This is a genomic window from Nocardiopsis kunsanensis DSM 44524 (assembly GCF_000340965.1).
In the GTDB taxonomy this organism is placed as follows: domain Bacteria; phylum Actinomycetota; class Actinomycetes; order Streptosporangiales; family Streptosporangiaceae; genus Nocardiopsis; species Nocardiopsis kunsanensis.
In genome coordinates, this window is the sequence record NZ_ANAY01000024.1 from 48,049 (window position 1) to 73,664 (window position 25,616).

Here is a 25,616-nt window from a genome sequence, read left to right on the forward strand (position 1 = left end):
CATTCCACGCTCTTCACTATGTGCGCCCACTGGTTTCCCGACCTGGTCTCTGTCACGACATGATTGCCGCGATCGTACCCATTGTGCGGGGCCAAGGAAGATCGTTTTCCATATCAACGCCGAAAGCCCGGGCGGGAGAGGCCCCCCACCCCGGCTTGAACTGCGTTTTCGGCCTAGGAGAAGTTCACGCGCTCCACGTCCGCTCCCAGAGCGGCGAGGCGTGTCGCGAACTGGGCATGGCCGCGGTCCACCAGATACCCGGGCGCTACGATCGTCTCACCCTCGGCGACCAGTCCGGCCAGGACCAGCGCCGCACCGGTGCGGAGGTCGTGTGCGATGACCTCGGCCCCGCGGAGCTCGGTCGGGCCGTGCACGATGGCGCGCGTACCCTCGACCTCGATCTTGGCGCCCATCTTGTTGAGCTCGTCCGCCAGGGCGAAGCGGCCGTCGTAGATGGCCTCGTGGATGTAGCTCTCGCCCTCGGCCATCGTGGCCAGAGCCATCAGCGGCGACTGCAGGTCCGTGGCAAAGCCCGGGAACGGCGACGTGACCGCGTTGATCGGGCGCAGCCGCACGGACGGGTCGCGCTGGACGTGCAGAACGGCTCCCTCCTGGGAGAAACCCACGCCCATCTGCTCGAGTTTCCAACGGGCCACACCCAGGTGGTCCAGGTGCGCGCCGACCAGGCTGACCTCGCCACCGGTGGCGGCCACGGTCATGGCGAACACACCGGCGTCGATACGGTCGGACATGATCGTGTGCTCGACGGCGGTGAGCTCCTCGACACCCTCGACGGTGATGAGGCCGGTCCCGCCGCCGCTGATCTTGGCGCCCATGGCGCTCAGGAAGTCGATGACGTCGAGGACCTCGGGCTCCAGGGCCGCGTGCTCGATGACCGTGGTGCCGGGCGCGAGCACGGCCGCCATGAGCAGGTTCTCGGTGCCCGTGTGCGACGGGGTGTCCAGGTAGAGACGGCCACCGCGCAGGTTGGAGGCCTCGACGTTGATGTGGTTGCGTTCGGCGTCCTCGGTCACCTCGGCGCCCAGGCGGGCGAAACCGCGGTAGTGGAAGTCCAGGTTGCGGCTGCCGAGGTTGCAGCCGCCCACACCCTCGATACGGGCGGAGCCGGTGCGGTGCATCAGCGCGGGAACGAAGAGGACGGAGCCGCGGAACTTGGCCGCGATGTCCGCCGGAAGGACGGCACGCTCGGGGTCGTTCAACTGGGACGCGTCGATGACGACGGTGCGCTCTTCCTCGTGGAAGGCGACCTTGGCGCCCACGTGCTCAGCGAGCTCCAGTGCGCGGTAGACGTCCTCGATGACAGGGACGTTCCGCAGCACTGTGCGGCCCTTGGCCGCGAGGAGCGCGGCCCCGATCATCGGCAGGACGGCATTCTTCGCGCCTTGGATGAACGCTGTTCCACTGAGGGGGCGCCCGCCGCGGACGCGGTAACGAACCTCCTGGCCCATGCTCATGTGCTCCTTCGTCAGGCAGATGTGTGAAGGGTCCACCCTCGTCGGGTTTTGCCTATGTGCGTTGAGACGCGGGTTTCCCCTGGAACGTTGCGACCATCTTGCGCTTGACCTGCGTGGCCGTTGGGTCGATGGCCCGCGACGACCCCGTGGCCACGGCTCGCGCATGACAGACCCAGGACGTGGTATACCCGCAGATCACGGATAGAGTCCCGGCAAACGGTCAAAGTGGTGTCCGTCCGACGGGAAAGACCAGGGATGCCGGACGCGTGGGTGTCCGCCAAGCGGCGGCGCGCACGACGTACACCACCATACGTGGTATCGAAAGTGAAACGGCGCTCCCGTGTGCTGAATCACTGTGCCGTGGAAGGTCAGAGAGAGGGCTCCGAGCCGGTCAACCGCAGGTGGATCTCGGTGTAACGGCTCAGAGTGTGCTCCACCACGTTCTCGGGCAGCGCGGGCGGCGGGTCCTCCGAAGCACGGTCCCACCCGGAGGCCCGCGAGGTGAGCCAGTCGCGCAGGACCTGCTTGTCGAAGGAAGGCTGCGGCTTGCCCGGTACCCACTCGTCGGCCGGCCAGTACCGGGAGGAATCCGGGGTCAACACCTCGTCACCCAGCACGAGCGTGCCGTCCCGGTCCCGGCCGAACTCGAACTTGGTGTCGGCCAGGATCACCCCGCGCTCGGCCGCGATCTCGCGTCCCCGCTCGTACAGGCGCAGGGTCGTCCCGCGCAGTTCGGCGGCGAGGGCGTGCCCGTGCCGGTCCGCAACCGCGGCGTAGGGGACGTTCTCGTCGTGTTCGCCCACCTCGGCCTTGACCGCCGGGGTGAAGACCGGCTCCGGCAGGAGCGACCCGTCGGTCAGCCCGTCGGGGAGCTCGACACCGCACACCGTGCCCTCGGCGCGGTACTCGGCCAACCCCGAGCCCGCCAGATGGCCTCGGGCGACACACTCGACCGGCACCATGTCCAAGGGTTTGCACACCAGGGTGCGGCCGGCCCAGTCGGCGGGTGCACCCTCCGGCGGGACGTCCGAGACCACGTGGTCGGGTACCAGATCGCCCAAACGCTCGAACCACCACAGCGACAGCTGTGTGAGGATCCGGCCCTTTCCGGGGATCTCGGTGGGCAGGACCCAGTCGTAGGCCGAGATGCGGTCACTGGCCACCATGACCAGGTGTCCGTCGGCCGTGGAGTAGAGGTCGCGCACCTTGCCGGTGTGCAGATGTGTGAGGCCCTCGACCCGGGCGGGCTCCGGGCGGGTGACAAAACCGCTCATGGTGCCTTTCAGGCCTGCAACTGTGTGACGGCGTGCTCGGCGATGTCGGTGCGGTGGAAGGAACCGCGCAGCTCGATGCGCGAGACCGCCGCGTAGGCACGGTCGCGGGCCTGACGCAGGTCCGCGCCGGTGCCCACCGCGTTCAGCACCCGACCGCCGTTGGCCTTGACCCCGCCGTCGGGCGCCCACGCCGTGCCGGCGTGCAGAACGTAGGCACCCTCCAGGGCGTTGGCGGCGTCCAGCCCGTGCACGAGGTCGCCCTTGACCGGGTCGCCGGGGTAGTTCTCGGCGGCGACCACCACGGTCACGGCCGCACCCGTCTTCCAGTTCAGTGAACCGATCGCGCCCAGCCCGCCCGTGTCGGTGGCCTGCAGGACCGCGCCGACCGGTGTGGACAGGCGGTCCAGGATCACCTGGGTCTCCGGGTCACCGAAGCGCGCGTTGAACTCGATCACCCGGGGGCCCTGCGAGGTCAGGGACAGGCCGACGTACAGCAGCCCCTGGTAGCGGGCTCCGCGCCGGTTCATCTCCACGAGCGTGGGACGCACGACCGACCCCATGACCTCGTCGGTCAGGCCGGCCGGGGCCCACGGAACGGGGGAGTAGGCACCCATCCCGCCGGTGTTGGGGCCCAGGTCGCCGTCGTGGGCGCGCTTGAAGTCCTGGGCCGGCAGCAGCGGGAGCGCGTGCTTGCCGTCGCTGAGCACGAACAACGACACCTCGGGGCCGTCGAGGAACTCCTCGACGACCACACGTCCGCATTCGCGCGCGTGGCGCTCGGCGAGTGCACGGTCCTCGGTGACCACGACACCCTTGCCGGCGGCCAGGCCGTCGTTCTTGACCACGTAGGGCGGGCCGAAGGTGTCGAGGGCCTCGGCGACCTGGCTCGCGGTGCGGCACGCCCGGGCCTTCGCGGTGGGCACACCGGCGGCCTCCATGACCTCCTTGGCGAAGGCCTTGGACCCCTCCAGCCGTGCGGCGTCCTGGTCGGGGCCGAACACGGGGATACCGCGTTCGCGCAGGGCGTCGGGCACCCCGGCCACCAGAGGTGCCTCGGGTCCGATGACGACGAGCTCGGCGCGGATACGTGCGGCCAGCTCCGTCACTGCCAGGCCGTCGGTCACGTTGATCACGTGGTTCTCGGCCAGTTCGGAGATACCCGGGTTGCCGGGGGCACAGTGCAGGTCGGTGATGCCCGGGTCCAGGGACAGGGCTCGGACGAGTGCGTGCTCGCGGCCTCCGCCGCCGAGAACGAGGGCTTTCACTGGAGGGGGCCTCTTCGTGATGGAAGGACTGGTGCGTGCGGTGGCGGTCGGGGTCAGACGAGCGGACGCAGCTGGAGCGTCTCGTCCCGGCCCGGCCCGACGCCGATGGCGGAGATCGGCGCCCCCGCCATCTCCTCCAGAGTACGCACGTACCCCTGCGCGTTCTTGGGGAGTTCGGCGAATTCACGGGCCCCCGTGATGTCCTCGGTCCACCCGTCGAGGTACTCGTACACGGGGGTCGCGTGGTGGAACTCGGTCTGCGTCATGGGGATCTCGTCGTGGTGGACCCCGTCGACGTCGTAGCCCACGCACACCGGGATGCGGTCCAGGCCGGTGAGCACGTCCAGCTTGGTGAGGAAGAAGTCGGTGACACCGTTGACGCGGGTGGCGTAGCGGGCGATCGGGGCGTCGAACCAGCCGCAGCGGCGGTCGCGGCCCGTGGTGACGCCGTACTCACCGCCCTGGGTGCGCAGCCATTCGCCCTCCTCGTTCAGCAGCTCCGTGGGGAAGGGGCCGGAGCCGACACGCGTCGTGTAGGCCTTGATGATGCCCACGACCTTGGTGATGCGGGTGGGGCCGATGCCCGAACCGGAGGTGGCGCCGCCCGAGGTCGGCGAGGAAGAGGTCACGAACGGGTAGGTGCCGTGATCGATGTCGAGCAGCGTGCCCTGCGAACCTTCCAGGTAGACCGTCTTGCCCTCGTCCAGCGCCCTGTTGAGGACCAGCGAGGTGTCGGCCACGTGGGAGCGCAGTTCCTCGGCGTAGCCCAGGTACTCCTCGATGATGGCCTCGGCGTCCAGGCCGCGGCGGTTGTAGACCTTGGTGAGCAGCTGGTTCTTGTCGTTGAGGGCCAGTTCGATCTTCTTGCGCAGGATCTTCGGGTCGAACATGTCCTGCACACGCACGCCCTGGCGCGAGATCTTGTCGGCGTAGGTGGGGCCGATACCGCGGCCGGTGGTGCCGATGCGGCCCTTGCCGAGGAAGCGTTCGCTGACCTTGTCCAGGGCCCGGTGGTAGGGCATGATCAGGTGCGCGTTCGCGGAGATGAGCAGGTGAGAGGTGTCGACCCCGCGCTCCTTGAGGCCGTTGAGCTCCTCCAGCAGCACACCCGGGTCGATGACGACGCCGTTGGCGATGACCGGTACGACGTTCGGGGACAGGATGCCCGACGGCAGCAGGTGCAGGGCGTACTTCTGGTCACCGATGACCACCGTGTGGCCGGCGTTGTTGCCACCCTGGTAGCGGACCACGTAGTCGACCTGCTCGCCCACCAGGTCGGTCGCCTTGCCCTTGCCCTCGTCGCCCCACTGGGCACCCACGAGCGTGATCGCCGGCATTGGTTCTACCTCTTAGTTCGACACCGGAGCCGGGGTGCAACAGGCCCCGAACATGGATGAACCCCTGGCGCAAGGCAGCGACAGGGGCCGTTGCGTATTGAGCGTACACGACCTGCGGTTCCCGGTTAAGAGGAGATCTGTCCACTGCGGGCAGCGGGAAATGTGGGGCACGGCACGCTCACGCTGACGCCGTCTCAGCTGTTGAGAGCCTTGTCGGCCTCGGTGCTGGACTCACGCAGGAGCGTCGAGCAGCGGTCGGCCTCCTCGGCGTCACCGATCTGCTCGGAGGCCCGGGCGAGGGCGTTCAGGGCGCGCAGGAAACCGCGGTTGGGCTCGTGGTCCCACGGGATCGGCCCGTGGCCCTTCCACCCGGAGCGGCGGAGCTGGTCCAGGCCGCGGTGGTAACCGGTGCGCGCGTAGGCGTAGGCGGTCACCGGCTCCCCGTCGGCCAGGGCGCGCTCGGCCAGGAGGGCCCAGGCAGCGGAGAAAGCGGGGAAACGGCCGGCGACCGGCTTGGGGTCGTCGGCGGACTCGAGGGCCTCGCGCGCTTCCTGGTTGTCGGGCAGGCGTGTCTCGGGCGGGTCGTTCAGCAGGTTCTGGTGCAGGTTCATGCCCCCATCCTGCCACCGAGCAGGGCAGGACCTGCGATCGCCCGGCGGCCGGGTGGCGGCCGCCGGGCGGGGGCCCGGGCGTCCCCTCGGGGAGAGGCGTCACCGCATCTTGTTGCCCGCGGACTTCAGGCTCTTGGCGGCCTCGACGACACGGGCGGCCATGCCGGCCTCGGCGACCTTGCCGTAGGCGCGCGGGTCGTAGGCCTTCTTGCTACCGATCTCTCCGTCGATCTTCAGCACACCGTCGTAGTTCTTCATGATGTGGTCGACGACCGGACGCGTGTAGGCGTACTGGGTGTCGGTGTCGACGTTCATCTTCACGACGCCGTAGTCGATGGCCTCGTGGATCTCCTCCAGGGTGGAGCCGGAGCCCCCGTGGAAGACGAAGTCGAACGGCTTGTCCTTGCCGTGCTTCTCGGAGACGGCGGTCTGGGCGTTCTTGAGTACCTCGGGGCGCAGCTTCACGAAGCCGGGCTTGTAGGAGCCGTGCACGTTGCCGAAGGTCAGGGCGGTCATGTAGTAGCCCTTCTCGCCCAGGCCGAGGACCTCGGCGGTGCGCAGCGCGTCCTGCGGGGTGGTGTAGAGCTTCTCGTTGATCTCGCCGACGATGCCGTCCTCCTCGCCGCCGACGACGCCCACCTCGATCTCCAGGATCGTGTTGGCGGCCTTGGACGAGAGCAGCAGCTCCTCGGCGATGCGCAGGTTGTCCTCGAGCTCCACGGCCGAGCCGTCCCACATGTGCGACTGGAACAGCGGCTCCTGGCCCTTGGAAGCGCGCTCCTTGGAGATCTCGAGCAGCGGGCGCACGAAGCTGTCGAGCTTGTTCTCGGGGCAGTGGTCGGTGTGCAGGGCGATGTTGACCGAGTACTTCTCGGCGACCACGCGTGCGAACTCGGCGAAGGCGACCGAACCGGTCACCATGTCCTTGACGGAGGCGCCGGACAGGAACTCCGCGCCACCGGTGGAGATCTGGATGATGCCGTCGCTCTCGGCCTCCGCGAAGCCGCGCAGGGCGGCGTGCAGCGTCTGGCTGGAGGTCACGTTGATCGCCGGGTAGGCGAAACCCTCGGTCTTGGCGCGCTGAAGCATCTCGGCGTAGACGTCGGGGCTGGCGATGGGCATGGCTTGCCTCCCTGGGTTCGGCGGTGTCGTCCAAGTATCGCGAATCCGTGGAGCCGTTGAAAAGGTCTAGACCAAAGTGCCCGGCGTTGTCGGTTTCACGTGGAGCGCGGGATGCCCGTTCCTTGCGCTTCTCCCAGGGAGCGTAGTCGACGGGATGATCTGTGAAGATGTGACCGAATTGTGTGATCGGTGCGGCTACTGGACGACTGCTGTCGCTTTTTGCCGTGATACACGCTACATTCGACGCCGTGGGAAGGCATAGGAACGATCCTCGTGGCGTTGGTCAGGTGATGGCCATCGTTCTGGCCGTCGTGCTCTTGGTGGGCATGGTCGGCTTGGGCGTGTTTTTCTTCTACCGCTCGCTGCCGTCGACAGACACCAGCGTGAACGCGAACGCCTCCGAGGCATCCGTCGAAGAAGAACGTCCCGAGAACCTGGGAGCCCTGTACATCCAGGTCGTCGGGGAGTCCAGCAACGTCCATGTCCGGGAGCCCGGCGGCGACGTGCTCCTCGACTACGAGCTCAGACAGGGCCAGTCGGTGAACTACACCAGCGCAGAGGGCGGCCTCGAGGTCACCATCGAGGACCCGACCGCCGTGGAGGTCTTCGTCCACGGCGAGGAGCGCGACCTCTCCGACCGCGACCCGGAGTTCAGCTTCAGCATCGACGGCTGATCCCGAACCGCGATCGGCCCTCTCCCGTGTGAACCGGGCCCGCGAAGACCCTCAGACGTCCAGGTCGGCGACGCCGAAGACCGACCGGTACTCCACCCCCTGCGCGGTGACCGCCTCCCGGGCTCCCCGGTCCAGGATCAACGCCACCGCGACGACCTCGGCGCCCTCCTCGCGCAGCGCCTCCACGGCGGTCATCACCGAACCGCCCGTCGTCGAAGTGTCCTCCAGTGCCAGGACCCGGCGGCCCCGCACGTCCGGTCCCTCGATCCGCCGCTGCAGCCCGTGCGCCTTGCCGGACTTGCGCACCACGAAGGCGTCCAGCTTCCGGCCCCGCCCGTGTGCCGCGTGCATCATCGCCGAAGCCACCGGGTCCGCGCCCAGCGTCAGGCCGCCGACCGCGTCGAAGTCCAGGTCGGCGACGTTGTCCAACATCACCGATCCCACCAGCGGTGCCGACTCGCCGTCCAGGGTCACCCGGCGCAGATCCACGTAGTAGTCGGCCTCCTGCCCCGAGGACAGGGTCACCTTCCCGCGCACGACCGCCTTATCGTTGATCTGACGCAGGAGTTCATCACGTTCGCTCATGCTCAGTGAGCCTAGAACACCGAGGTCCCGGCACGATGCCGGGAACCCAGGCCGGAAGGGTGACCATGACGAAGTCCGACGACACCGTGAAGTCCGGAGGCACCGTGATTTCCGACGACGCCGTGCGGGTCGAGACCACCGTCGACACCGAGGAGGGTGCCCGGAACGTCGCCCGGTCAGTGGTCGAACACCAGGTCGCCGCGTGCGCCCAGGTCAGCGGACCCATCACCAGCTTCTACCGCTGGGAGGGCCAGGTGCAGAACGACCCCGAGTGGATCGTCGTGATCAAGACCACGTCCGACCGCTTGGATGCCCTCACCAGCCGCATCCTCGACGTGCACCCCTACGACGTCCCCGAGATCGTCGCGGTCCCCGTGGTCGGCGGGAACCCCGCCTACCTCGACTGGGTGCGGGAGGAGACCCGGGCAGGCGGTACGGCTTGATCGCAGTACTGCTCCCCCCGCCCCTGAGTGCCCCCGGGCGCGTGCACACGCTCGCGCCCCACCTGGACGAGCACGGCCTGCACCCGGTCCTGCCGGAGATCCCCGACGACGACCGCGCCCCCTACGCCGCGCGTTACGTCGCCCGCGCGAGCCTGGAGACCGGTCGGCGCCTGCCCGCGGAGGATCCCCGCGCCCCGCTCGCCCTCGTGGCCGAGGGCGGTGCCGGACCCCTGCTCGGCGCCGTCGGGGCGGCCCAGCGTGCCGCCCACCGGCCCGTCCACGCGTACGTGTTCGTCGACGCGTGGCTGCCCCAGCCCGGGAGCCCCACCCGCACCGACATTGCCGCACGGCAGAGCCCCGAGGGCACCGTGCCCGACATGCCCGAGGTCCCGGAGGGTTACCTCACCGAGTCCCTGCCCGCCGTCGCCGACTGGCCCGACGCACCCTGCGGCTACCTGTGTGTGGACCCGGCCTTCGCGCACGTGGCCAAACTCGCGGGGATGCGCGGATGGACGGTGCGGGAGGCGAGCCAGGAGGACGCCGGCCCCGCGCTCGCGGAGTTGATCCACGCTCTGCGTTGAACACGGCGGCGGGGGCCCGGCGGCTCGATCAGCCCCGCCGAGGCTCCCCGCCCCGTGCCTGCGCGAGCTTTTCGCGGAGCCGGTCGGGGATGTGCTCCCCGGCGCGGGGAAAACGCGCCGGACCCGCCCACCGTACGTACGGAGGGGACGCGCCGGCCTCCCCTTTGCCGGACGCGTCCCCGGGCGCCCCGGGGCGCCCCTCTCCGGAGGGTTCACGGGCCGCCCCCGACAGGGGCCAGAGGGCCCGGAACCGCGCTCCGGTGGGGCCGGCCACCGCCCCTCTCCCCTCTCGGGAGCAGCGGCCGGCTGGACCGTCCGACGCAGGGCCTCGTCTCCCCTCGATGCGGGCCGCGCAGCGCCGGACGGCGTCAGTGGGTCATCCACCTGCCAGGATGTCGAGCAGTGTCACGGCTTCCCGGTGGGTCGGAGGCAGCGCCACTTCGCACACCGAGGCACCCGTGTCGCTGCCCGGTCCCGAACGCAGGGCCTGGACCTGCCCGGCCGGATCCGGGTGAGCGGGCACCAGGACGGCCACACGTCCTCGGGAGAGCACACACACCGACTCACCGCGGGTGAAGAACCGGCCGAGCTCGTGCCCGAGCACGATCAGGCGAGCGGTGCGCCGCCATGGGTCGAGCCCGGCATCGAGCGAGACCACGAGCAACCGGTGGTGGGTGGCGGCAGGTTCGGCCTCCTCCGGGCAGCGGTAGAGCTCGGCCAAGCGGGTGCGCAGGTAGGCGTCGCTGGCCAGCCCGGTGAGCGGGTCCTGACAGGTGTCGGTACCGCGATCCGCGTCCGCCCACCCCTCTGCCAGGGCACGGAGCAGCTCCAGGGGCGGCTCGTCCCACCCGGCGACGTCGGTGAAGGCCGCCAGGTCGGTCAGGCTCTGCCCGACCCCGATGCTGTTACGGGCGCGAGCCGATCCGAGACGGGTGCAAGGGCCGGTCAGATCGCGGCCGTCGATGTGGGCCGCGCACACCGCGTCCACGGCCGGGGTCCACCAGTCCTCCGGCGCGGCCCAGCCCTTCGCCCGGCTGCGGCGTCCCCACGGAGCACGCAGGTCAAGGGCACGGGCACCGGTGTCCACGTCTGTCTCACCCACGGCAGTCCCCCCAGGTCGGTCGCTCACCTCGACGGCTCCGCCGAGGTCCTCCTGCACCCGTCTCACGGAGATCGGTGGCGGCTATGACGCAGATACGGGATATTTTCTCGAGAAAGTCAGAGAAGATCGAGAACCGGCCCCTCACCTGGTGCCGGACCTCCCTCTCCCGGTCTGTGAAGACTCCCCCCGAAGAAAGGACGTTGGGTGACCGACGCCCGAGGCAACGACACAGAGATCCTGGTCGGTGACACCGAGCTGATCGCTCGGGTGCGCGACGGCGACACCGGCGCCTACGCCGTCCTGTACGAACGGCACGCGGCTGCGGGGCGCGGGCTCGCCCGCCAGCTCCTGCGCGGTGACGCCGAGGTCGACGACGCCGTCGCCGAGGCCTTCACACGTGTACTCAGCGTGATCCAGCGCGGCGGTGGACCCACCGATGCCTTCCGCCCCTACCTGCTCACCGCCGTACGCAACGCCGCACACGACCGGGGACGCGGTGACAAGCGGCAGGTGGCGACCGAGGACATGGAGAGCATCGCTCCGGGCCAGCCGTTCGTGGACCCGGCGTTGGAGGGCCTGGAACGCTCGCTCATCGCCCGCGCTTTCCTGTCCCTGCCCGAGCGGTGGCAGGCCGTGCTGTGGCACACCGAGATCGAGGGGGCCAAGCCCGCGGAGGTCGGCCCCCTGCTCGGTATGAAGGCCAACGGTGTCGCTGCGCTCGCCTACCGGGCCCGCGAAGGGTTGCGCCAGGCCTACCTGCAGATGCACCTGGCCGGCGGGGCCGCTCCTGCGGGGTGCCGCCCCACCCTCGGCCTGCTGGGCGCCTACGTGCGCGGAGGCCTGGCCAAACGCGAGACCGGTCGGGTCGACACCCACCTGGACGGCTGCGGTCACTGCCGCGAGGTCTTCGCCGAGCTCATGGACGTCAACGTCGGGCTGCGCGGGATCGTGCTGCCGATCTTCGCCGGGGCCGGTGCCGCCGGTTACCTCGCCGCCGGGCCGGGAGCGGCCACGGGCCTGGGATGGGACCGCCTGTCCCGCGGCCGGCAGCAGGCCTCGGCAGCGGGTGCGGCGGCCGCCGCCGTGGCTGCTTCGGTCGCTCTGGCCCTGGTCAGTGCCGAGGAGCCCGTCCCGCAGGATCCGCCGCCCGTATCCGCGCCGCAGGGTTCGGCGCCCCAGGGGGACCCGCCGGCCCCGGGCGGCGCCGATGGCCCCGATACGCCGGACGGTCCGGACACGCCACCGGGGGACGCGGGCGAGGACCCCGACACCTCCGGCCCCGGTGCTCCGGCCCCCGAGGGACAGGACCCGGAACCCGGGGACCCGGCGTCCGAACGTCCGGACGCCCCCGAACCCCCGGACGATCCGGAGGTACCCGAGGAACCCGGTGAGGAGCCGGGTCCCCCGCAGGAACCGGTGCTGCCCGCCGACGTCCCGGAGGAGGACCTGCCCGTCGACGACGAGCTCCCGGTCTTCGCCGCGGGCGTGGACCCCGTGGGCTCCCTGCTCCCGGGGGCCGAAGGGATCATGGTCCTGGACGTACGCAACATCGGCCAGGGAACACAGGAGGACGTGACCGCCGACTTCGCTCTCCCTCCCGGTGTGAACCTCGTCGAGGCCGGCGGCGCGGGCAGTGCCCTTCCGACCCTGTCGGGCACAGGTGACTGGAGCTGTTCGTCCGAGGGCGGCGAGGGCACGTGTGTGCTGCCCGGCCTCGGGGCGGGGGAGAACGCGACCCAGTACCTGGACGTGCGGGTGGCCCCGGACGCGCAGCCCGGGACCCCGGGGTCGGTCACCGTCAGCTCGGGTGAGACGGCCGTGACCGTCGACGGGGAGCGCGGTGTGGAGGACGAGGGTGTGCCCGCGCGGTACGCCGCCGCGGGCCAGGTCGGTTCCCAGGCCGTGGGCAACAGCCTCATGACGTGTGTGGAACCGGGCGATCCCGGACACTGGTGGCCGTGGCCGCTGGAGGGGTGGCCCCGCCCCGGGGCCCTGCCGGAGGGCGAGTTCCCCGAGGGCCCCGATACGCCTCACCCCGAGGTCCCGCTCCCCGACCCCGGTGTGCCCGGTGCGGAGGCCGATACCGGGGACCGGAGCCGAGCCCCGGCCGAGCCCGGCGAGAGCGGCCCCGGGAACGGGGGAGAGGACAGCACGTCCCCGGACGAGGGGGCCGGGCCGGAGGACGTGCCAGGGACCGGCCTGCCCGACGCGCCCGGGTCCCCCGAGCCCCCGGAGCTGCCCGATCCCGGCGACGGCACCGCGCCCGAGAGCCCCGAGCCCGGGGAACCCCGGGAGACTCCCGTCCCCGAGGACGGCGGCGGCCCCGTCCCGGAGGGGCCACCCGCCGAGGGGCCGGACGGGGAGGACGGCGATGCTCCCGGCTCCTGTGCCGAGACACGCGAACGCGGCGGCGGGAACCGCGACAACGACCACTGGACCATGGCTCCCCTGGACCGCGACGCGGACCCCACGACCTCGGCCTCCAGCTCCGCGCAGTGGGAGATGCCCGAGGGCGGCTCCGTTCTCTGGGCCGGGTTGTACTTCTCCGGAGCCGGGGACCCGGCCGGGCCCACCGCGCGGGTCAAGGGCCCCGGGGCGGAGTCCTACGAGAAGGTGGTGGCGAGCGAGCACTCCGACGCCCGGCTCCCCGGGTACAGCGCCTACCATGCCTTCGCCGACATCACCCCGCTGGTGGCCGAGCACGGCCCGGGCGAATGGTGGGTGGCCGATACGCCGTACCTGGAAGGCAGCGGGGTCCACGCGGGGTGGAGTCTGGTCGTGGTGTTCGAGGACCCCTCGGTGGAGGAGTACACCCAGACGATGGTCCTGGACGACACGGTGACGGTCTTCGAAGGGGGCTCGGAAGCGCATTTTCCCGTCTCGGGCCTGCTTCCGCCCTCGGTGCAGGGGGAGATGGACGTCGTGGCCTGGGAGGGCGACGCCGATCTGGGCGGTGACCGGGTCACCGTGGACGGCGATCCCGTCTCCCCGGTGGGCGGCCACCACGGGACGGCGGACAACGCCTTCGTCTCGTCCTCGCGAGGTGCGGTCGGGGACCCTTTCACGTTCGGGACGGACGTGGCTCGATTCGCGCCTTTGCTCGGGCGGGATACGGACATCCGAATCCGGTCGGATCAGGATGCGATCGTGGTGGGAGCAGTAGCTCTCGACGCGCCGATGCGTCGCTGACCCCCGAGACCGCAGTCGAGGGCACGCACCGGACCGGTGCGTGCCCGGCTCGGCACATGAAGAAAAAGAAGCCCTGTGTAGTCATTAGGTAACTTCCTGTATTTGTGAGTGGCGGGCAAAAGCAAACAGAGTTGGTTAGGCTGAGCCCCGGTCATGGAGATGACCCCTCAAACGAAAGGGAAGGGGGCGGTGTCGTGGACCGCTGCGCGTTGTTCGTCGACGCGGGATACCTTCTCGCGGACGGCGCGATGGCCGTGCACGGAACCCGGAACCGGGACTCCGTGTCCTGGGACTACGCCGGGCTCGTCCAGTTCCTCAACGAGGTGGCCCGGGACCGCACCGGTCTTCCGCTGTTGCGTTGCTACTGGTACGAGGCGGTGGCCGACGAGCGGCGCTCCCAGGAGCAGGACGGCATCGCGGACATCCCCGGAATCAAGTTCCGGGGCGCCAGGATCAGACCCGGACGCCGGGAGGGCGTGGAGAGTTACGTCCAGCGCGACCTGACCACCCTGGCCCGCACCGGAGTCCTGTGCGACGCCGTGCTGGTCAGCGGGGACGAGGACATGTCCTCCGTGGTCGCCGACGTCCAGGACCTGGGCGTGCGTGTCACCGTCGTGCACATCTCCGTCGAGGGGAACTGGACCATCTCCCGGGCCCTGCGGCGGGAGTGCGACGATCTCATCGAGATCGGTGCGGGACACCTGCGGCCGCACGTCAACCTCCTCGACGGCGGGGCCGCGTCCCAGGAGGAAGCGGCCAAGACCACCGCCCCCTTCGCCAACGGCCGGGCCCGTTCGGGGCCCGAGGCTCCACGGCATCCGGTCGCCGCCCGGCCCGGTGGCGAGCACGTCGAAGTGGCGGCTCCCTCCACCGGCGGGCTCGAGGCCATGTTCGCCGGCACCGGCGGGAACCCGTCGCACCAGCAGGGCAGCGCGATGGACCAGTTGCGTGCCATGCGCCGTTCCATAGCCGAACAACGCGGAGGGGACCACCTCGCGGGTCCGGAGGAGGGGCAGCCCTCGGGCGGGATCGACGCCAACGGCTTCCCCTCCGGCCAGCAGATCCCGGTCGGCGGGACCGGCGTCTACCCCGGCGCCTCGTATCCCGGCGGAGGCCACCCCCAACCGCCCCAACCACCGCAGGCACAGCAGGCCCCCCAGGCACCGCAGCCGCCGCAACAGCTGCAGCCGCCGCAGTCATCCCAGCAGCTGCAAGCACCACAGCAGCACCATGCGCCCCAACACCCCCAACGGCAGAACGCGTACCCGCAGCACCCGAGTCGGCAGGACCAGCCCCCGCCCGGGCAGGCACCGGCCGGTGCCCAGCCCGGGTACGCCTCCACCGGCGGTCAACCGTCGCAGGGCACCGATCCCGACATCTACGGCGCGCCCGGACGAGCGCCCCACGGCCATCCGATGACCGGGCCGCAGCAGCCCCCTTATCAACAGGGCACAGGCCCCCAACCCTCGTTCGCGCACGGGACCGGCCCGCAGCCCTCCTTCGCCGGAGACGCACAGGCGGGACACGCGCCGCCCCCCAGAGACGCACCCCCTCCACCGCAGGATCCGCGGTTCGGCACCGGCGAGAACCCTGGTTACGGGGGTGCGGGCGACACAAACCCTACCTATGGGACCAGTACGGCAACTGAGGCCGCCCACGGCGGTGGGCCCACCCCCGCGAACGGGGTGCGGTCACCTGCTGGTCCCGACCACGGCACCGGTTTCGGATCGTCCGGTTACCAGGAATCCGGGTCCGCTCACGGATATCCCCAACATGGGACGGCTGCCGCGCATACCGTTGAGGAAGCGGTGCACGTCGCGCACGAGGAAGGAAGCGGCTTCGCGGAGTCGATCGCGCGCGAGGCGCCCGCCCTGTGGGTCGAGGCCGTCCTCGCCCGCAGGCCCCGGATGCCCTCCGACCTGGAGGCGCGTCTGCTCCAGGGGTCCGCACTGCCTGTCGACCACCTGTTGCGCGACGAAGTCCGGGAAGGACTGCGTCAGGGGTTCTGGCAGGCGCTGGAGCGTGCCAGGCCCTGACCCCGGTGTGTGTGGAGTGCGAGGAGGGCATGGGGGCGATGCGGGTGACCCACGTGACGACGGCTGAGCTCGACCGGCTGGAGTTCGACGCTGTCAGGTCCGGTGAGCACGGCAGGGTCGCAGCGCAGTTGCAGGATCTGGCCAATCGTGCCGAGGCCGCGAGTGAGATCACCCGCGCCGAGCTCTTCGTGCGCGCCGGTGAGCAGTGGGAGATCGCTCAGGAGTACGAACGCGCCTGCGCGTCCTACCAACGGGCCATAGACGACGGCGGCCACACCGTGATCGATCCGCGGGCCCTGTGCGCCGGCGCGCTCCTGCAGATGGACGAGATCGGGCGTGCCCACACCCATCTGGGCCGTCTGGAGAAGGACGCTCCCGACGGGCTCCCCACATACCTGCACATTGCCGAAGTTCTCTACGCCCATGGCGACCTCGAGGGCGCCGAGTGGTGGGCCACCTGCGGCGCGCGCAACCACCCGGAGGACGGCAGCGACCTGTTCGAGGAACTCCTGCGTATCCGTTTCCGTATCCGTTCCGACCTGGATCTGGACGAGGACGACCTCGACCGCTCCATCTGATCCGTCCTACGCGTCCGGCCCTGTCCCCTCCGAACGGCCGGACGCAGATACTCAATGCTGAAGCCGGAGGTCAGCACGGCCGGACCGACCGTGCTCCCGGCGGCGAAGGTCAGTGCGTTGTCCGCTGCGTAACTGAGCACGCCGCCGTGCACGTACCCGTTCTGCTGGAGGAGTTCGTCGCGCACGTCCAGCTCCAGAGGCGCCCCCGCCGAAAGCGGCGATCCGCGTCCCCAACAGGATGCTGAACGGCTCCGAGGCACCTCACGCCGCCTGTGCGAGCTCCAGGCCCGGGTCGCCGGCCACAGTGCACCTCTCGTGTCGGTCGTGCCGGTCGCGCAAGGAACCTCTCGCGCCCCGGTGTGCCGGTCAAGAGCGCTGCCGAACGGCCGGGGGCGCACGAGAGCCCCTCGGAAGCGGATGCGAGGCAGGCAGATGGCGCCCGCGGTCTGGTCGGACGGCCCAGCCCCGGGCCGCCGGCCGGGTTGCGTGCTGCCCGGACGAGGCAGTGTGAGATGTGCGGCCCGTAAAGGTGGCACGCGATCATCTTGCGATGTTCCGAGCTGCCTTCCCCCAGATGTAGTATCTGACCCGCCGATGGTTCACCCCACGTGGGTGAGGCAAGAGGGAACCCGGTGTGAGTCCGGGACTGCCCCGCAGCGGTGAACGGGAACGAAGGCCGTCAACGGCACTGGGTCCGGTCCGGGCCTGGGAAGCGACGGTCGTGTAGGCCGCCCGTGAGTCCGAAGACCTGCCACCGGTGCACGCGTGCGACGTGTGCGGATGTCGGGGGCTTCGAGGGCGAGCTCACCGCGACGACACCGGTCCCCGTGACCGCTGCGCCCCGGGCGCAGCAGGTCCTGTCGGTGTGTGACGCGTTTCCTCCTCGTCGGTCCCCGCAGGGAACCCGATACGAGGTTGGAGCCGCTCTATGACCCTTGATGTCCAGGCCGTGCCCGATGCAGCCGGGACTGCCGCGCCCCCTGCGGCAGCCGACCGGATCGAGAGCGTCGTGGCCGAGGCCTGCGCACGGTTGCCGGGCGCTTCCGCCGAGCGGGTGCTCGCCGAGGCCCGTCGCGGCTTCTACCCGGACATCTCCGACGGTGAGGTCGAGCTCGCCCTGGTCATGGCCGCCCGCAGTTTTGTGGAGGCCGACCCCGACTACTCCTTCGCCGCGGCCCGGCTGCTGCTGGACAAGCTCCGGCGTGAGGCCCTCACCCATGTCGCCGGTGTTCCCGACGCCGCGGGCCAGTCCGAGATGGCCGAGCGCTACGGGTGCTACCTGGCCGACTACGTGCGCAAGGGCATCGCCCTGGGCCAGCTCGATCCGGAGCTCGCCCGGTTCGACCTGGAACGCCTCGGCTCGGCCCTGCACGCCGACCGTGACGAGCAGTTCACCTTCCTGGGGCTGCAGACCCTCTACGACCGCTACTTCCTGCACGACGACGGTGTGCGTTACGAGCTTCCCCAGGCCTTCTTCATGCGGGTCGCGATGGGTCTGGCCCTGAACGAGGACGACCGCGACACCCGTGCGATCGAGTTCTACGAGTTGTTGTCCTCGTTCGACTTCATGGCCTCCACCCCGACCCTGTTCAACGCCGGGACGGTGCGTGCCCAGCTCTCGTCGTGCTTTCTGACCACGGTCGGCGACGACCTGGGAGCCATCTTCCACGGCATCAGCAACAACGCGAAGCTGTCGAAGTACTCGGGCGGGCTCGGCAACGACTGGACCCCGGTGCGCGGTCTGGGGGCCCACATCCGCGGCACCAACGGCAAGAGTCAGGGCGTGGTCCCGTTCCTGAAGATCGCCAACGACACCGCCGTCGCGGTCAACCAGGGCGGGCGCCGCAAGGGGGCGGTGTGCGCGTACCTGGAGACCTGGCACATCGACGTCGAGGAGTTCCTCGACCTGCGCAAGAACACCGGTGACGACCGGCGCCGTACCCACGACATGAACACGGCGAACTGGGTACCGGACCTGTTCATGCGCCGGGTCGAGGAGGGCGGCGAGTGGACGCTGTTCTCGCCGGACGAGGTGCCCGATCTGCACGACAGCTACGGCCCCGCCTTCAACGGGGCCTACGAACGCTACGAGGCCGACGCCGACGCCGGGCGGATCCGGGTCTTCAAACGCGTCCCGGCGGTGGACCTGTGGCGGCGCATGCTCACCATGCTGTTCGAGACCGGCCACCCCTGGATCACGTTCAAGGACCCCTCGAACCTGCGCTCGCCACAGCAGCACGCGGGTGTGGTGCACTCCTCCAACCTGTGCACCGAGATCACCCTGAACACCGGCGAGGACGAGGTCGCGGTCTGCAACCTGGGTTCGGTCAACCTCGCCCGGCACGTGGGCCCCGACGGCATCGACCGCGAGCACCTGCGCCGCACCGTGCGCACCGCAGTGCGGATGCTCGACAACGTCATCGACGTGAACTTCTACACGATCCCCGAGGCCGAGCGCGCGAACATGCGCCACCGCCCGGTGGGGCTGGGGCTCATGGGGTTCCAGGACGCCCTGTTCCGCCTGCGTCTGCCGTTCGCCTCGCAGGGCACCGTGGACTTCGCCGACCACAGCATGGAGCTCATCAGCTACCACGCGATCGAGGCTTCCTCCGAGCTCGCCGAGGAACGCGGTTCCTACGAGAGCTTCGACGGGTCGCTGTGGAGCCGGGGGGTCCTGCCCCTGGACTCCCTGAACCTGCTGGACCAGGCCCGCGACGGGGGCCTGGACGTGGACCGCGGCAGCACACTGGACTGGGACACCCTGCGTGCACGGGTGCGCGAGCACGGCATGCGCAACTCCAACGTCATGGCGATCGCCCCGACCGCGACCATCGCCAACATCACCGGTGTCAGCCAGTCGATCGAGCCCGTCTACCGGAACCTGTTCGTGAAGTCGAACATGTCCGGCGACTTCACGGTCGTCAACGAGTACCTGGTACGCGACCTGCGCGAGCGCGGGTTGTGGGACGAGGAGATGGTCACGGAGCTGAAACTGCACGACGGCAGCCTCGGCGGGATCGAGCGGGTCCCCGACGACCTCAAGGCCCTGTACGCCACCGCGTTCGAGATCGACCCGAACCGGCTGGTGGACGCCGCCGCACGCCGTCAGAAGTGGATCGACCAGGCCCAGTCGTTGAACCTGTACATGGCCGGTCCCAGCGGCCGCAAGCTCGACGAGCTGTACAGGCGCGCCTGGCGTTCGGGGCTCAAGACCACGTACTACCTGCGTTCCCAGAGCGCCACCCACGTGGAGAAGAGCACCATCAAGGGCACCGACGGCCGCCTGAACGCGGTCTCGGCCACCCCGGCGCCGACGCCCGGGGCAGCCCCTTCCCCGTCCCCTTCCCCGAGCCCCTCGCCCTCGCCGGGGCCCTCCGCGGGCGCTGCCCCGGCCGAGGACGGGTTCGAGGTCGACGAGGGCCAGGCCTGCTCGATCGAGGACCCCGAGTGCGAGGCCTGCCAGTGACGGCCACCCCGTCGCACGCACGCAGTACCCAGCCAAGGATCGGAAGCACCACCGCCATGAGCGCACCGAACACCGTCGACACCGGCACCGGACTCGGGGAGATCGAGCGTGACGCCGAGCGCGTCGACGTCGGCGACAAGGCGATGATCAACGCCCGGGCCGATGTCAACCAGCTCCTCCCGCTCAAGTACACCTGGGCGTGGGAGAAGTACCTGGCCGGTTGCAACAACCACTGGATGCCCACCGAGGTCGCCATGCAGGCCGACATCGCGCTGTGGCGGTCCGCGGACGGCCTCACCGACGACGAGCGCCTCATGCTCAAGCGCAACCTGGGGTTCTTCGCCACGGCCGAGTCGCTGGTGGCCAACAACATCGTCCTGGCCGTCTACCGCCAGCTCACCAACCCCGAGTGCCGCCAGTACCTGCTCCGGCAGGCCTTCGAGGAGGCCGTGCACACGCACACCTTCCAGTACATCTGCGAGAGCCTCGGCCTGGACGAGGGCGAGCTGTTCAACATGTACCGGGAGGTCCCCTCGATCACGGCGAAGGACTCCTGGGCGCTCAGGTACACGCAGAACCTGGAGGACCCCGAGTTCTCCACGGGTACGCCCGAGGCGGACCAGGCGTTCCTACGCGACCTCATCGCCTTCTACGTGATCTTCGAGGGCATGTGGTTCTACACCGGGTTCGCGCAGATCCTGTCGCTGGGTCGGCGCAACAAGATGGTGGGGATCGCAGAGCAGTACCAGTACATCCTGCGGGACGAGTCGATCCACCTGAACTTCGGGATCGACGTGATCAACCAGATCAAGGTCGAGAACCCGCACCTGTGGAGCGAGGAGTTCCAGGCCGAGGTCCGGCAGATGCTGGTGGAGGGCTGTGAACTGGAGGTCGCCTACGGCCGCGAGACCATGCCGCGCGGTGTGCTCGGTCTCAACGCCGAGCTGTGCGAGACCTACATGCGCTTCATCACCGACCGCAGGGCCGAGCAGATCGGCCTGGCTCCGATCTTCGGCGAGACGGAGAACCCGTTCCCGTGGATGTCGGAGGTCATGGACCTGCAGAAGGAGAAGAACTTCTTCGAGACCCGGGTGATCGAGTACCAGTCCGGTGGCGGGCTCGACTGGGACTGACCCACGGGCGGCCCGGCCGGGCAGGGGCGCCGGGGGGCAGCAGGACCTCCCCCGGCGCCCCGCGCCGTGTCAGGGGTGGGGACCGGACCAGGTGAGAGTGACCTTGAAAGTGGCCTCGCCGTTGCCCTTGAGGATGACCGCGTCGGCCTCGGCGCTCACACTGATCCCGAACTCCACTTCCGCGCCCGAGGGGGCGCCGGGGATCTCGGAGAACCTGTTGATCTGCGAGGAAACGGCTTCGGCGACCTTGCGGATACGCAGGAGGACGTCGTCGAGATGTTTTTGTCCGGTGGCGGTTCCGTTCTGTTTGCTGACGTTGTGCGCCCCCTGCCGGCGCTGTTGTGCGGGCTCGATCTTGACGGTGAATCCGTCATCGGTGACGAAGTCGATCGTGCTGTTCACCGTGGCACCTCGGATGTGGGTATTTATTGCGGACTTCCGTGATTGTCCGGTTGGAACGTAAAATGGGGGAATGTGCCGTCAAAAGTCGGTCGTCGCTCAGAGGAGATCGTGGGTCAACTGGACATGGGAACGCGGGAGGGCGAGACGTTGAACTGGGCCGACGGCCGGAGCGCGGGTACTTGGCGCAAGTCCCGCCGTTCGTACGACAGGGGCCAATGTTGGGAAGCTCGCCTCCGCCGCGACGGTGCACACGTCCGCGATTCCCAGAACCCCTCGGCCGCGGAGCTCGGCGTCCCGTTCGGGGAGTGGGTCCGACTGCTGGCGGTGACCCCCCGCAGCGTGTCACCGGGAGACCGGTAGGAAGTCCGCGTCGAGCCGGACGAACTCGTCCATCCCCCGCACGTAACGGTGGTCGGGGCCGTATCCGGCCACGAACTCGCTCCGCAGCTCCGACCACTCCTCACCGACCTCCTCACCGAGGGCCCGGCGGCTGATGAGCTGATTGCGCCGGGCGATGAGGGTGAACAGGTGGTGCCGGCCCAGTCCGGCCTCACACGTGGCCAGAGCCGTGGTGTCCTGCTCCAAGGCCTCCTGGAGACGGCCCAGTCCGAACAGGTCGTTGCCCCGGTTGATCTCCACCGGCGCCAGCGGGCCCAACTCCGGCGGCAGCAGCTGAGACAGGCGTTCATGGGCGACCCGGTCCAGCTCCAGCGCCTCCTCGAAGCGGCCCGCTGCACGCAGCACGATCGCGGCGTTGACGCGGGTGATCCACCGGGCGGAGTGCTTCTCACCGTAGTGGCGGTCGACCGTGCGCAGCAGCCGCTCGGACAGGAGCTCGGCGTGCTCCACGTTCTTGCTGAAGGCCAGGTTCACCGCGTGGGTGTTGTAGACGAACACCTCGGTGCGGTTGCGCAGCTGGTCGCGCAGGTAATGGCCGTCGGCCACCCCCTGGGACAGCTCCAGCGCCCGGTCGTGGTCGCCGAAGCGCCGGTACAGCACCGACTGGAAGAGCGGGATGTCCACCGCGTGCGAGCTGTCATCGGCCTCCTCCGACTCGAACCGCTGCAAGCAGTCCTCCAGGGCCGCAGCCGCCTCGGTCATGCGCCCCAGACCGAGCATGCCGGTGGCCAGGGCCATCTGTGAGCGCAGGGTCGGGATGCCGTTGGAGCCGAACAGGTGGCGCCGGCGCCGGAGGTTCTCCTCGTCGATCTCCAACGCCTCACCGAACCGGAAGAGCTGCCGCAGGGTGACGGCGACGTCGTGCGCGGCCACCAGGGCGTTGTCGTCCTCGTCGGTGTAGAGCTCGACCACACTCTCGCGGATGGAACGGAACTCCGCCAGCGCGCTCTCGAACTCACCCAAGTGGCTCAGGGCGACGGCCCGCGCACGCCGTGCCTCCAGGACCTCCTCGCTGTCGCCGCCGTCCAGCTCGCGGCGTTCGGCGAGGATCCGGTCGGCCTCCTCCAGCGCGAGGGTGTTCTGGTCGCGCAGGCGCAGGGCGGTGTTGCGCAGCAGTTCCATCTCGAAGCGCTGCGAGGGGTCGTCGTACCAGGCCTCGATCGCCGGCTCGGCCATCCGCTGGGCCATGATCGGGTTGTCGGTCTCCAGCAGGTACACCACGACGTTGCGTACCAGGTTGCGCACCTGCACGTCGCGGGTGCGCCAGGCCTGAGAGGAGACGATGTGTGCGTAGTAGAGCTGGTACTCGGACCAGTTCTGCGGGTTCTCGGGCCCCAGAGGGTCGCTCTGGGCGAGCAGGCGGTGGGCGAGGTCGCGCAAGCGCACCCGCTCGTCCTCGCCGAGGGTGCGACGCACCACCGCCTGGAAACTGCCGTGGAGCTGGAAGGTGTAGTTGCGGCGGTCGAGGTCGGCGAGGCTGTGCCGGCTCATGTACCGCAGGACCTTGTTCAGGGCCCGGTCGTCGCCCAGGATCTTGGCGAGCTCGCGGTTGTCGCTGAGCCCGCGGGCCCGGTGGAACAGGGTGCGCTTGAGCGGGCGCGGTGCGAAGAACGAGCACAGCTGGATGAACTCGCGCACGAGCTGCTTGAGCTCGCGGTCGCGTTCCGAACCGCGCTTCAGGCCCTCCAGCTGGACGTTCCAGGCTGCGGCCAGGGGTTTGTTGTAGTGCCCGTCGGGGCCGACCTCGTCCAGCAGTGAGGAGAACTCGTTGGAGAGCTGGTCGAGGAACTCCTCGGGGCTGATGAGCGAGTCGCGCAGGTAGGCGCCCATCTGGGCGAGGGCGAGGGGGAAGTGTTCGAGTTTCTCGGCGATGCGCAGGGCGACCGTGTCCTCGTCCAGGCCCTGGGGACAGACACGGCGCAGCAGGGTGATGCTCTCCTGCGGGGGCAGCTCGCGCACCTCCCTGCCATCGCTGACCCCGTCCTGGAACCAGCTCTGTTCCCGGGAGGTGATGAGGATGTCGCCGCCGCGCCCGGTGGGCAGCCCTTGCTCGCGTAGTTTGTCGAGGTCTTCCACGTCGTCGAAGACCAGGAGCCAGTACCCGACGTCCTCGCGGAACTGCAGGGCCTCGTGGACCCGCTCGACGGTGCGTTCGTAGTTGCCGAGGTCGCCGGAGATCCCCAGGAAACGTGCCAGGTGCAGGTAGGCCTGCTGGACGTCGGTGTCGTTGTTGGCGGGGAACCACCAGATGAGGTCGTAGTCGTCGCGGTGCTGGTGCGCGTACTGGATCGCGATCTGGGTCTTGCCGTAACCGCCGCCACCGGTGAGCAGGTAGAGCCCGTCGTAGGTCTCGGGGGAGTCGAACGAGGAGCGGATGTGCTCCAGGAAGTCGTCCCGGCCGGTGAAGTGCCGGTTGTGCGGCGGCAGGCCGCGCAACTGGGCGGAGCTGCGGCGCCGGCGGCGGAAGCCTCCGGTCCGTGTGCTGACAGGCTCCGATCCGGTGGACTCCTCGTCGATGTGGTCGTGGATGCTCACTTGGGGGGTCTGCTCCTTCCGGGAGGGCGGTGGTCCCGCGGGCCGCGGTGTGGCCCGGGGTGGTCCTGCGAGAGCTGGGGAGCCTGCGGCCGCGCTGGGGGAAGGTGCTGTGTAGGGCGGTACCGGCCTGTTGATGTCGAGGGCGTGCTCCAGGCGGGCCGCGAAGCGCCGGTACTCGCCGGGCATCTGGCGCAGGGCGGGCAGGACGGCCCGGGCCAGGCCCTTCTCCCGGTTCGGGACGGTGATCTCGGGGGGCGCTCCGGTCTCCAGCCGGGACAGCCACTGGAAGACCTGCGCGTTTTCCTTGAACTCCACTCCGAGGGCGAAGAAGACCGACCGCATGGTGCTGAGGTCGCCGAGCCGGCCGAGGAGCTGTTGGCGGACACAGGGCAGGAACTCCAGGGCGGCCTCGACGGGGTCGTGGAGATCGCCGATCGGGTGGGTGGGGTCCAGGAGGCCGCTGCCGAGGACCTCGGCGACCTCGGTCCGCCGGGTGCGCTCCTGACCGGGATCGTGGGGGATGCCTTGGTGGAGCATACGGGCCACGGGCAGGTTGACCGGGGCCTGGGCGAGGCGTTGGGCGAGCAGCCGGGCCCCGAGCGAGGCGTGGGTGAGGAAGTGTGCGACGGGATCGGGCACGAGGGTGGCGTCGTCGTCGCGGCTGCCGTCCAGGGGCAGGGCCCACACGTCCGCCTCCCAGCCGGTGTCGGGCACGGGCAGGGGTCGGTGCTCGGGCGGGTTCTCCGGTGACAGGACCGGGAGGGAGGTGACCCCGTCGGGGAGGTCGTCTCCGTCGTCGGGGTGGGCGGGCGACCAGGCGGCGGGGTCGTTGGTCCGGGAACCGGTGAGGCGCATGGGGGCAGGGTGGACCGGTCCGCGGTGCCAGGTGGATCGGTCGAGCAGGTGTACCACGTGCAGGGGCAGGCGGGTGTTGAGCTCGGCGAGCCAGGAGCGGAAGTGGGGCTGGCGCCAGCCGCGGTCCTGGGCGTCGGTGACGACGATGCCCGCAGTGGCACCGGCGGGCAGGGGCGCGTCGAGGGGCCACCGGTGCTCGCCGTCGCTGTTGGCGCGGGCCAGGGGTGTGGGTGTGACGGTGCGTACCGTGGCCCCGGCGGACTCGGCGTCGCGCAGCAGTGCGGCGACCTCGTCCTCGTGCACGCGCATCAGGGGGGAGGTGTCGAGCAGGATCACCAGGTGCGAGGGGTCGCTGGTGAGACCGCTGAGGGTGAGGGCAGGAATTTGCGTGTTATGGGGTGTCATGTCCTTTTTGCCCCCGTCATTTCATTCTCAAGGGCTCCTGAAAGTAGTGCCCCGTCCTCGGAGTTTCCGACGCACGAGTCTGCCGTCGATTCTGCCACCCCGGCACGCTCTGGCGAATAGTTCGTCGCGTGCGCGTTTTCCGGGGATCA

At 69.8% G+C, this 25,616-nt stretch carries 19 protein-coding genes, 1 pseudogene and 1 riboswitch; of the genes and pseudogenes, 9 read left to right on the forward strand and 11 right to left on the reverse strand.

The window, feature by feature from the left end; genetic code table 11:
• Positions 1 to 173 precede the first annotated feature (173 nt).
• The 6 genes from murA to fbaA all read right to left on the reverse strand — a co-directional run bounded on the left by murA (position 174) and on the right by fbaA (position 7,084).
• Positions 174 to 1,469 (reverse strand): UDP-N-acetylglucosamine 1-carboxyvinyltransferase, encoded by a 1,296-nt coding sequence (gene murA / locus D456_RS0116430; protein ID WP_017577276.1) that lies wholly within the window; start codon positions 1,467 to 1,469, stop codon positions 174 to 176.
• Positions 1,470 to 1,843: 374 nt separating this feature from the next.
• On the reverse strand, positions 1,844 to 2,749 hold the full coding sequence (locus tag D456_RS0116435) for a phosphoribosylaminoimidazolesuccinocarboxamide synthase (RefSeq protein ID WP_017577277.1): 906 nt from the start codon (positions 2,747 to 2,749) through the stop codon (positions 1,844 to 1,846).
• 8 nt (positions 2,750 to 2,757) lie between these two features.
• A complete protein-coding gene (gene purD, locus D456_RS0116440) occupies positions 2,758 to 4,014 on the reverse strand; it encodes a phosphoribosylamine--glycine ligase (protein ID WP_017577278.1) in 1,257 nt (418 codons plus the stop codon).
• A 53-nt stretch (positions 4,015 to 4,067) separates the two neighbouring features.
• Positions 4,068 to 5,351, reverse strand: a complete 1,284-nt coding sequence (locus D456_RS0116445) for an adenylosuccinate synthase (RefSeq protein WP_017577279.1) — start codon at positions 5,349 to 5,351, stop codon at positions 4,068 to 4,070.
• 194 nt (positions 5,352 to 5,545) lie between these two features.
• Positions 5,546 to 5,962, reverse strand: coding sequence for a DUF3151 domain-containing protein (locus D456_RS0116450; RefSeq protein ID WP_017577280.1), 417 nt, complete (start codon positions 5,960 to 5,962; stop codon positions 5,546 to 5,548).
• A 99-nt stretch (positions 5,963 to 6,061) separates the two neighbouring features.
• Positions 6,062 to 7,084 (reverse strand): class II fructose-bisphosphate aldolase, encoded by a 1,023-nt coding sequence (fbaA, locus tag D456_RS0116455; protein ID WP_017577281.1) that lies wholly within the window; start codon positions 7,082 to 7,084, stop codon positions 6,062 to 6,064.
• A 290-nt stretch (positions 7,085 to 7,374) separates the two neighbouring features.
• Between fbaA and D456_RS0116460 the strand changes: the two genes are divergently transcribed.
• Positions 7,375 to 7,758, forward strand: coding sequence for a RodZ domain-containing protein (locus D456_RS0116460; RefSeq protein WP_017577282.1), 384 nt, complete (start codon positions 7,375 to 7,377; stop codon positions 7,756 to 7,758).
• A gap of 51 nt (positions 7,759 to 7,809) precedes the next feature.
• On the opposite strand, the gene pyrE is transcribed toward D456_RS0116460, so the two are convergent.
• A complete protein-coding gene (pyrE, locus tag D456_RS0116465) occupies positions 7,810 to 8,343 on the reverse strand; it encodes an orotate phosphoribosyltransferase (protein ID WP_017577283.1) in 534 nt (177 codons plus the stop codon).
• Between the two features lie 65 nt (positions 8,344 to 8,408).
• Here pyrE and cutA point away from each other — a divergent pair, with 65 nt between their 5' ends.
• Positions 8,409 to 8,786 carry a divalent-cation tolerance protein CutA gene (gene cutA, locus D456_RS0116470; RefSeq protein WP_017577284.1) on the forward strand — a complete coding sequence of 126 codons (378 nt, stop codon included), beginning with the start codon at positions 8,409 to 8,411 and terminating at the stop codon, positions 8,784 to 8,786.
• Complete coding sequence (locus tag D456_RS0116475) at positions 8,783 to 9,367, forward strand: hypothetical protein (RefSeq protein ID WP_017577285.1); 585 nt, start codon at positions 8,783 to 8,785, stop codon at positions 9,365 to 9,367. The genes cutA and D456_RS0116475 overlap by 4 nt, the downstream gene beginning before the upstream one ends.
• A 376-nt stretch (positions 9,368 to 9,743) precedes the next feature.
• Here D456_RS0116475 and D456_RS0116480 read toward each other — a convergent pair whose 3' ends face one another.
• Positions 9,744 to 10,469 carry a hypothetical protein gene (locus D456_RS0116480; RefSeq protein WP_026115942.1) on the reverse strand — a complete coding sequence of 242 codons (726 nt, stop codon included), beginning with the start codon at positions 10,467 to 10,469 and terminating at the stop codon, positions 9,744 to 9,746.
• A 204-nt stretch (positions 10,470 to 10,673) separates the two neighbouring features.
• On the opposite strand from D456_RS0116480, the gene D456_RS0116485 reads away from it, so the two are divergent.
• From D456_RS0116485 to D456_RS26300, 3 genes are all read left to right on the forward strand, one after another.
• Entirely contained in the window at positions 10,674 to 13,658 is a 2,985-nt protein-coding gene (locus D456_RS0116485; protein WP_017577287.1) for a sigma-70 family RNA polymerase sigma factor, read from the forward strand.
• Positions 13,659 to 13,852: 194 nt separating this feature from the next.
• Positions 13,853 to 15,694, forward strand: coding sequence for an NYN domain-containing protein (locus D456_RS0116490; protein WP_017577288.1), 1,842 nt, complete (start codon positions 13,853 to 13,855; stop codon positions 15,692 to 15,694).
• Positions 15,695 to 15,723: 29 nt separating this feature from the next.
• The gene (locus D456_RS26300) at positions 15,724 to 16,272 is read left to right on the forward strand and encodes a hypothetical protein (RefSeq protein ID WP_017577289.1); all 549 of its coding nucleotides are present in this window, start codon (positions 15,724 to 15,726) and stop codon (positions 16,270 to 16,272) included.
• A 95-nt stretch (positions 16,273 to 16,367) separates the two neighbouring features.
• Here D456_RS26300 and D456_RS28050 read toward each other — a convergent pair.
• Positions 16,368 to 16,808 (reverse strand): annotated as a pseudogene (locus D456_RS28050) (hypothetical protein); the annotation flags it as partial.
• A 42-nt stretch (positions 16,809 to 16,850) separates the two neighbouring features.
• A riboswitch (cobalamin riboswitch) is annotated at positions 16,851 to 17,042 on the forward strand.
• A 158-nt stretch (positions 17,043 to 17,200) separates the two neighbouring features.
• Between D456_RS28050 and D456_RS0116500 the strand changes: the two are divergent.
• Positions 17,201 to 19,738, forward strand: coding sequence for a ribonucleoside-diphosphate reductase subunit alpha (locus tag D456_RS0116500; RefSeq protein ID WP_017577290.1), 2,538 nt, complete (start codon positions 17,201 to 17,203; stop codon positions 19,736 to 19,738).
• Between the two features lie 38 nt (positions 19,739 to 19,776).
• The gene (locus D456_RS0116505; RefSeq protein WP_026115943.1) at positions 19,777 to 20,871 is read left to right on the forward strand and encodes a ribonucleotide-diphosphate reductase subunit beta; all 1,095 of its coding nucleotides are present in this window, start codon (positions 19,777 to 19,779) and stop codon (positions 20,869 to 20,871) included.
• Between the two features lie 69 nt (positions 20,872 to 20,940).
• Here D456_RS0116505 and D456_RS0116510 read toward each other — a convergent pair whose 3' ends face one another.
• Positions 20,941 to 21,273 (reverse strand): CU044_2847 family protein, encoded by a 333-nt coding sequence (locus D456_RS0116510; RefSeq protein ID WP_017577292.1) that lies wholly within the window; start codon positions 21,271 to 21,273, stop codon positions 20,941 to 20,943.
• A 123-nt stretch (positions 21,274 to 21,396) separates the two neighbouring features.
• Between D456_RS0116510 and D456_RS0116515 the strand changes: the two genes are divergently transcribed.
• Positions 21,397 to 21,633: a DUF397 domain-containing protein gene (locus D456_RS0116515; RefSeq protein WP_026115944.1), complete on the forward strand. Its 237-nt coding sequence runs from the start codon at positions 21,397 to 21,399 to the stop codon at positions 21,631 to 21,633.
• On the opposite strand, the gene fxsT is transcribed toward D456_RS0116515, so the two are convergent.
• Entirely contained in the window at positions 21,616 to 25,467 is a 3,852-nt protein-coding gene (gene fxsT, locus D456_RS0116520) for an FxSxx-COOH system tetratricopeptide repeat protein (protein WP_017577293.1), read from the reverse strand. The two genes, D456_RS0116515 and fxsT, sit on opposite strands and share 18 nt — an antisense overlap.
• Positions 25,468 to 25,616: the final 149 nt, after the last annotated feature.

Coding starts and splice junctions, on each gene's coding strand:
- murA (WP_017577276.1), bottom strand. CDS start 1,469: ATGGGCCAGGAGGTTCGTTACCGCGTCCGCGGCGGGCGCCCCCTCAGT.
- D456_RS0116435 (WP_017577277.1), bottom strand. CDS start 2,749: ATGAGCGGTTTTGTCACCCGCCCGGAGCCCGCCCGGGTCGAGGGCCTC.
- D456_RS0116445 (WP_017577279.1), bottom strand. CDS start 5,351: ATGCCGGCGATCACGCTCGTGGGTGCCCAGTGGGGCGACGAGGGCAAG.
- D456_RS0116450 (WP_017577280.1), bottom strand. CDS start 5,962: ATGAACCTGCACCAGAACCTGCTGAACGACCCGCCCGAGACACGCCTG.
- fbaA (WP_017577281.1), bottom strand. CDS start 7,084: ATGCCCATCGCCAGCCCCGACGTCTACGCCGAGATGCTTCAGCGCGCC.
- D456_RS0116460 (WP_017577282.1), top strand. CDS start 7,375: ATGGCCATCGTTCTGGCCGTCGTGCTCTTGGTGGGCATGGTCGGCTTG.
- pyrE (WP_017577283.1), bottom strand. CDS start 8,343: ATGAGCGAACGTGATGAACTCCTGCGTCAGATCAACGATAAGGCGGTC.
- cutA (WP_017577284.1), top strand. CDS start 8,409: ATGACGAAGTCCGACGACACCGTGAAGTCCGGAGGCACCGTGATTTCC.
- D456_RS26300 (WP_017577289.1), top strand. CDS start 15,724: ATGGGGGCGATGCGGGTGACCCACGTGACGACGGCTGAGCTCGACCGG.
- D456_RS0116500 (WP_017577290.1), top strand. CDS start 17,201: ATGACCCTTGATGTCCAGGCCGTGCCCGATGCAGCCGGGACTGCCGCG.
- D456_RS0116515 (WP_026115944.1), top strand. CDS start 21,397: ATGGGAACGCGGGAGGGCGAGACGTTGAACTGGGCCGACGGCCGGAGC.
- fxsT (WP_017577293.1), bottom strand. CDS start 25,467: ATGACACCCCATAACACGCAAATTCCTGCCCTCACCCTCAGCGGTCTC.